Here is a 7,118-nt window from a genome sequence, read left to right as displayed (position 1 = left end):
TATGGATAATAGTGGGGATTTTGTATCATTGTTTTTCGGTGAAAAAGGAGAAAACTTCGGAAAAGGGTAAAAAAGCCCTCCCCGAAAAGGGAGGGCTGAAACGCTCCTGTATGGCCGGGAGGGGTTCCCGCAGCCTACAGCCGGCTGCGGAAATCTTCGTAGCCGAAGGTACGCGTGACGCGGCGCTGGCCCGTTTCCGAATCCCACACGGCGATGGAGGGCAGGCGCAGTCCGTTGAAGGTATTGGTCTTCACCATGCTGTAAATGGCCATGTCCAGAAAAACCAGCCTGTCTCCGGGCACAAGTTCCCTGTCGAAGGAGTATTCGCCGATGACGTCGCCCGCAAGGCAGGATTTGCCCGCGAGGCGGCAGGTGAAGTTCTTTTCCCCGGCTTCCCCCGCGCCTATGATGTTGGGCCGGTAGGGCATCTCCAGCACGTCGGGCATGTGGCAGGCGGCGGATGCGTCGAGAATGGCGACGGGCATATCGGCCTGCACCACATCGAGCACCGTGGCGATGAGCACACCCGCGTTGAGGGCCACGGCCTCGCCGGGTTCCAGATAGACCTGCACGCCGTAAGCGTCACGCACATGCTCGATGCAGCGGCACAGAAGCTCGATATCGTAGTCGGCGCGGGTGATATGGTGTCCGCCGCCGAAGTTGATCCATTTCATCCTGGAAAAAGAGGAGCCGAAATGTTTTTCCACGGCTTCCAGCGTCCGGGAGAGGCTGTCGGCGTTCTGTTCGCACAGGGTATGGAAGTGCAGGCCGCTTATACCGTCCAGTGCGTGCGGGTCCTTTTCCATCTCCGCATGGAAGGCGGCGGGCCGTATGCCGAGCCGGGAACCGGGAGAACATGGGTCATAGATGGGTACCGCGCCTTCGGAATGTTCCGGGTTGAGGCGGAGGCCGCATTCTATGCTCATGTCGCGCTCCTTTTCTGCCTTCTGCACCAGAGGACGGAAGGTTTTCCACTGGGCGAAGGAGTTGAACACGATATGGTCGGCATAGCGCAGGGTTTCGGTCAGTTCTTCTTCGCTCCAGGCGGCGGCGAAGGCGTGCACTTCTCCCCGGAAATCCTCTCTGGCAAGCCTCGCCTCATCGGGGGAACTGGCGCAACAGCCGTAAAGCGGGCCGTCCATGGCCCGGGAGAGCACAGGGAAAGTTTCCCACTGGGAAAAGCATTTGAGCGCGAGCATGATCTTCGCGCCCGTGCGCTTCTGGATGCCGTCGAGTATGGCGGCGTTTTTTTTCAGAAGCGCGAGGTCGGTGACAAAGCAGGGAGACGGCCAGGATTCGGGGCGGAGTTCGGCAAGATATTTGTTCATGGCGGCAGGGGTTGAAGGCGGCGGGAAGGCGTCTGTGTCAGTAGCGTTCCGGCATGTAGTGCGGGGGAAGAGTGTTTACCGGCGCGTCCTGACCGAAAGAATCGAGCAGCGTCGTCATATGTTCTTCCAGCCCGGCGAGACGCTTTTCCAGCGCGTCGAGCTGTGCCTGCTGGCTGGCGAGGGCCTCGTTGAGCTCCCGGAGCAGTTTTTCCTGAAAATACGTCAGCTCTTCCAGTCTGGCTATCTGTTCTTCAGTCGTCATGCAGCCTCCCGGTGGACAAGGGGAGCGGACGGGCTTCACCCGCCGCTCCCCGGCATATCAGGATGCACTCAGGCCGCGCGGCGCGGCGACGGCGCGGAAAACAAAGTGTTACAGGGCGGGTTCCGTCACCTTCCAGGGCAGGCCGTACCTGCCGAGAGCTTCCAGGAAGGGATCGGGGTCCATCTGCTCCATGTTCCACACGCCGGGCTTGTTCCACTTTCCGGTGACCATCATCATGGCGCCCACCATGGCGGGCACGCCCGTAGTGTAGGAAATGGCCTGGGAGCCGAGCTCCCGGTAACATTCCTGATGGTCGCAGATATTGTAGATGTAGCAGGTGCGCTCCTTGCCGTCCTTTACGCCGCGCATGAGGCAGCCGATGCACGTCTTGCCCACGGTGCGCGGGCCGAGGGAGGCCGGGTCGGGCAGAAGCTTGGCCAGGAACTGAAGGGGCACTATGTCGTGGCCCTGGAACTTCACCGGCTCGATGCCGATGAGGCCCACGTTCTTGAACACCTGAAGATGGTTCAGGTAGGCGTCGCCGAAAGTCATCCAGAAGCGGGCGCGGCGTATGCCCTTGAGGTTCTGAACCAGCGATTCCAGCTCCTCATGATACATGAGGTAGCAGTTGCGCCTGCCTATGCCTTCGGGGAAGTCGAAGTTCATTTTCCAGGAAAGGGGATCGGTCTCCACCCATTCGCCGCGTTCCCAGTAACGGCCCTTGGCCGACACTTCGCGCAGGTTGATTTCCGGGTTGAAGTTGGTGGCGAAGGGCAGGCCGTGATCGCCGGCGTTGGCGTCGATGATATCCAGGACGTGGATTTCATCCAGAAGGTGCTTCTGGGCATAGGCGCAGAATACGTTGGTCACGCCGGGGTCGAAGCCGGAACCGAGCAGGGCGCAGAGGCCGGCGTCCTTGAATTTCTGCTGATAGGCCCACTGCCACTTGTATTCAAAGTGCGCGTCGTTCGGCGGCTCATAGTTGGCGGTGTCGAGATAGTTTACGCCCGCTTCCAGACAGGCGTCCATGATGTGCAGATCCTGATAGGGCAGGGCAATATTCATCACAAGATCAGGCTGCACGCGGCGGATAAGTGCCGTAAGTTCGGGTACATTGTCCGCATCCACCTGAGCGGTTTCTATGTCGCGGCCATAGCGTTCCTTCACACTTGCCGCGATGGCGTCGCACCTGGACTTCGTGCGGCTGGCCAGCACGATATCGGTAAAAACTTCAGCGGCCTGCGCGCACTTGTGCGTGGCGACGGAACTGACGCCGCCCGCGCCGATGATGAGCACCTTTGCCATGTTCTTGCTCCTTGCTGCATGAAAGCCGGAAGGCGGGCAGGGGAAGCGCCGCCCGCGCCGCGGCTTTATTGAAAAAGGGGAGAACGGGGTTCTCGGCCAGGGGTGGTAAGGGGAAGGGCCGGGGGGGGGGAAGGGGAGCCTTCCGCCCGGCAGGTTGACGTTGTTGAAAGAGGAGCCGGCCTATCGCTCAAAATAGGTATAACCGCGCAGGCCGTCTTCAAAAGCCTGCATGAGCTGGTAGCGCTGGGCTGGGGTGATGCGGTTTTCACGCACGGCCCGCTCGGCCGATTTTCGTATGCCCACCAGTACTCGGTGCGGGTCGTATTCCACATAGGCGAGAATGTCGGAAACGGAGTCGCCGTCGATTTCACGCACAAAATCGTAGCTGCCGTCTTCCTGAATACGCACGGAGACCACGTTGGTGTCGCCGAGGAGGTTGTGCAGATCGCCCAGCGTTTCCTGGTAGGCCCCCACGAGGAAGGTGCCGAGATAGTATTCCTCGCCGTCCTTCAGAGGATGAAGTTCCAGCGTGGTCTTGATACCCTGCGGGTCAATGAAGTGGGAAATACGGCCGTCGCTGTCGCAGGTGAGGTCGGAAAGGATGCCCTGCCTTTCGGGGAATTCCTCCAGCCGGTGTATGGGCATGACGGGGAAGAGCTGGTCGATAGCCCAGCTGTCCGGCAGGGACTGGAATACGCTGAAGTTGCAGTAGTAGATATCGGCCAGCATGGAGTCGATTTCATGCAGCTCCTTGGGAATGTACTTCACGCGGTTCTTTTCTTCGGAAAGCACGCGCATGATGGCCCAGAAGAAGCGTTCTGCAAGTGTTCTCTGGCGGAGGGTGACGCGGCCGGTGATGAAGAGCTGGCGCATTTCATCATAATAATAAATGGCGTCGTTGTAGGCTTCCTGAAGGTTACGCGGATTGATGTTCTGAAGCGCTTCCTTCAGGTTGCGCACGGGTTCGGGCGTGTCTTCCGGCAGTTCCTCGGGCAGGCTTCCCACTTCGATGAGGCTCACGTCGAGCACGTTGAAAAGAAGGATGGAATAATAGGCCACCGTAGCGCGCCCCGACTCCGTGACAATGTGCGGGTGCGGGATGCTCTGCGCGTCGAGGATAGTCATCACGGCTTCCACCACGTCGGTGCAGTATTCCATCATGGTGTAGTTACGGGAGCTAACGTAGTTGGTGTGCGAGCCGTCGTAGTCCACGGCAAGGCCACCGCCGAGGTCGAGGTAGCCCATGGCCGCGCCTTCCTGCACGAGGCTCGCGTAAATGCGCGTAGCTTCCATGACGGCCGCGCGGATATCACGGATATTTGGCACCTGGGAGCCCAGGTGATAGTGCATGAGCTTCAGCGTGTCGAGCATGTCGTGCTCTTTGAGGATATCCACGACGTCTACGATCTGCGCGGAGGTGAGGCCGAAGGCGGAACGCTCCCCGCCCGATTCCGACCAGTGGCCGCTGGCCTTGGTGCTGAGCTTGACGCGTACGCCTATCTGCGGGCGTATGCCCATGCGCCTGGCTTCGTCGAGAATGACTTCCAGCTCACCGGGCATTTCCAGCACGAAAATGACGTTGAAGCCCATGCTGAGCGCATGCAGGCCGAGGTCGATGAATTCCTCGTCCTTATATCCGTTGCAGATGAGGCAGGCCTCGCGGCTCTTGAGCTGGCTGATTGCTGCGATAAGCTCGGCCTTGGAGCCCACTTCCAGGCCGTGATGGTAGGCCGCACCGTATTGGGCGATTTTTTCCACCACCTGCTGCTGCTGATTCACCTTGATGGGAAATACGCCGCGGTATTCGCCCTTGTAGCCGAGTTCGCTTATGGCGGCACGGAAGGTCTGATGCAAAAGGGAAATCTGGGAATCGAGGATGTTTTCAATGCGGAGCAGCACAGGCAGATCATAACCGCGCGCCTTGAGCTCGTGGATGATTTCCAGAACGCTGACTTCAGGGCCGCCTTCGCGCCCGAAGGGCCGTATGACTACCTCGCCTTTGGGGGAAATATCGAAATACCCGGAACTCCAGTTGCGGATGCCGTACAAATCGACGGAATCCTCCACGGTCCACTTCTGCATAGATTTCTTTTTGGCCAACGATCCTGACTCCTTATGAAAAAGAAAATAAAGAGAACGGCAATGCCTCCGGGTTGCCCTTTTTCCCGTGCAAGGGCATGATGAGAGACGGGTACTTCATCCTTAGAGAGAGCATCCCCCCTTGTCAAGGACAATCCTCGCAACGGGGCTTTCCGTAACGATATTGTCATCTTCGGGCCGGTGCTTTCGCCGCCTCCGGGGTGGGGAAGACGCGGTATGTACGGCCCCGGCGGGAGGGAGTCCGTGTTTTCCGGGCCGGAGGGGCGCTTTCTCATGGATCCCTCGCAGCGGCCTTTTCACGCGGGCGGGATGCGGGGGGGATGTTCGCCGGGCAGGCACGGCAGAACGCGCGATTGAGGCATGCAGTACGGCGTCGGTCAGGCCGAGGCCAAAAGTTCCCCGGGATGCTTCAGGGAGGAAGAGGACGTGTTTCGCCCCGGCAGATGGATCATGCACATGGATATGGATGCCTTTTTCGCATCCATAGAGCAGCTCGACAACCCGGAACTACGGGGCCGCCCCGTGGTGGTGGGCGGGGAGCACCGGGGTGTGGTGAGTACCTGCTCCTACGAGGCGCGCCGCTTCGGCATCCGCTCCGCCATGCCCGTATCTGAAGCCAGAAGGCGATGCCCCCATGCCGTGTACCTTCGGCCGAGAATGCGCCGCTATGCGGAAATGTCCGCCCTGGTGCGCGAGACCATCGAACATTTTTCTCCCAAAGTGGAAATGGCTTCCGTGGATGAGGCATACCTTGACGCCACGGGCCTTGAGCGTCTGTTCGGCCCTGTGGAGGAGATGGGCCGACGCCTCAAGGAGGCTGTGCGGGAGGCCACAGGCGGACTGACCTGTTCCGTGGGCATAGCCCCGGTGAAATTCCTTGCCAAGATTGCTTCCGAACAGCGCAAGCCCGACGGGCTTTTCCTGCTTGCGCCCGAAGATGTGCCCGCGTTTTTGGCCGCGCTCCCCGTCACCGCCGTGCCCGGTGTGGGGAGGCATTTCGCTGCGGAGCTTGCCCGCATGGGGGTGAAAAACTGCGCCGACGTGTCGCGTTACGGAGCGGACTTCTGGCAGAGGCGCTACGGCAAGGCCGGGGCCGTGCTGTGGGCGCGCGCCCGGGGGGACGACCCCCGCGAGGTGGTGCCGTATTCGCCCCCGAAGTCGGAAAGCGCGGAAGTCACTCTGGATGAAGACACGCTGGACAGGGAGCTTCTGCGCACCTGGATTTTGCGCCATGCCGAAAGGGTGGGCGCTTCGCTCAGGCGGCAGGGGCTTGCCGGGCGCACGGTGACACTGAAAATAAAATATGCCGATTTTCACCAGATTACGCGGCAGGTCACGCTCGATCATCGGATATGCGGCACGGAAAGCATTTATGAAACGGCCTGCGCCATACTTGAAGGCCTTGAACTTTCCGGCAGGGTACGCCTTGTGGGCGTGGGCGTTTCCGGCTTTGAGGCGGATGCCCCCCGGCAGCTTTCCCTTATGCCGGAAAAGGCGGCCGAAGGGGAGGAGGAAAAACGGCGCAACAGGCTGGACAGGGCCGTGGACGCGCTGCGCTCCCGCTACGGCGGCAGGGCCGTGATGCGCGGCAGGCTCTTTGAGGGGGGGAGCGCAGCGGGCCGTGCGAGTGCCGAGGTGCAGGATGAGCGGGCGGAAGCGCGCAGGATACGGGAAGAGACACGGCATGGGACGTGCCCCCGTGAGGAAGATATGTAGAGGGTGTTTTCCGGCGCGGAAAGAGTAGCTGTTCCCCTCTGGACGGCTCCCGGTTTTGCCTGTTCAGAACTTCATGAGGCGCGGCAGGCGTTCCTTTGCGCCTTGGTCACGGGTGGAATTCTGAGGGAATCCGTACCGGTTTGAACCATACAAGGAAAGGATTCCGTGGGGCGGGGCTATGCCGGAGGTCTGTTCAACAGGCGGGCGGGCAAGACATTTATGAATCCGAATGAGAAGAACGGAGCTGTCTGCAATTTGCCCTCCGCAAGGCGGAAGGCTATGCAAGGCCCGCGACTTTCAGCCATGTCTCGAACTGCTGCTGAAAGGAAATGTCGGTAAACATGGCTTCCGGCGCCTTCCACCGCCGGGCAAAGGCCATGTCCCGCATCAGCGGAACGGGAATCTGC

General features: G+C 60.3%; 5 protein-coding genes. 1 reads left to right on the top strand and 4 read right to left on the bottom strand.

What is annotated here, in order from left to right; translation table 11 throughout:
* Nucleotides 1–134: 134 nt before the first annotated feature.
* The 4 genes from nspC to speA all read right to left on the bottom strand — a co-directional run bounded on the left by nspC (nucleotide 135) and on the right by speA (nucleotide 4,995).
* The gene (gene nspC / locus K8W16_RS05950) at nucleotides 135–1,328 is read right to left on the bottom strand and encodes a carboxynorspermidine decarboxylase (RefSeq protein WP_304122065.1); all 1,194 of its coding nucleotides are present in this window, start codon (nucleotides 1,326–1,328) and stop codon (nucleotides 135–137) included.
* 37 nt (nucleotides 1,329–1,365) lie between these two features.
* Nucleotides 1,366–1,590: a SlyX family protein gene (locus tag K8W16_RS05945; protein ID WP_304122063.1), complete on the bottom strand. Its 225-nt coding sequence runs from the start codon at nucleotides 1,588–1,590 to the stop codon at nucleotides 1,366–1,368.
* A 108-nt stretch (nucleotides 1,591–1,698) separates the two neighbouring features.
* Entirely contained in the window at nucleotides 1,699–2,895 is a 1,197-nt protein-coding gene (locus K8W16_RS05940; protein WP_304122061.1) for a saccharopine dehydrogenase family protein, read from the bottom strand.
* A gap of 180 nt (nucleotides 2,896–3,075) precedes the next feature.
* Nucleotides 3,076–4,995, bottom strand: coding sequence for a biosynthetic arginine decarboxylase (speA, locus tag K8W16_RS05935; RefSeq protein ID WP_304122059.1), 1,920 nt, complete (start codon nucleotides 4,993–4,995; stop codon nucleotides 3,076–3,078).
* A 450-nt stretch (nucleotides 4,996–5,445) separates the two neighbouring features.
* Between speA and dinB the strand changes: the two genes are divergently transcribed.
* Entirely contained in the window at nucleotides 5,446–6,711 is a 1,266-nt protein-coding gene (dinB, locus tag K8W16_RS05930; protein ID WP_304122067.1) for a DNA polymerase IV, read from the top strand.
* Nucleotides 6,712–7,118: the final 407 nt, after the last annotated feature.

Origin of the sequence: Mailhella massiliensis, assembly GCF_020741395.1 — a bacterium.
Lineage (GTDB): Bacteria > Desulfobacterota > Desulfovibrionia > Desulfovibrionales > Desulfovibrionaceae > Mailhella > Mailhella massiliensis_A.
Note: the sequence above shows the minus strand (reverse complement) of the source record. Positions and strands in the feature narration are given on the sequence as shown.

Coding starts and splice junctions, on each gene's coding strand:
- nspC (WP_304122065.1), bottom strand. CDS start 1,328: ATGAACAAATATCTTGCCGAACTCCGCCCCGAATCCTGGCCGTCTCCC.
- K8W16_RS05945 (WP_304122063.1), bottom strand. CDS start 1,590: ATGACGACTGAAGAACAGATAGCCAGACTGGAAGAGCTGACGTATTTT.
- K8W16_RS05940 (WP_304122061.1), bottom strand. CDS start 2,895: ATGGCAAAGGTGCTCATCATCGGCGCGGGCGGCGTCAGTTCCGTCGCC.
- dinB (WP_304122067.1), top strand. CDS start 5,446: ATGCACATGGATATGGATGCCTTTTTCGCATCCATAGAGCAGCTCGAC.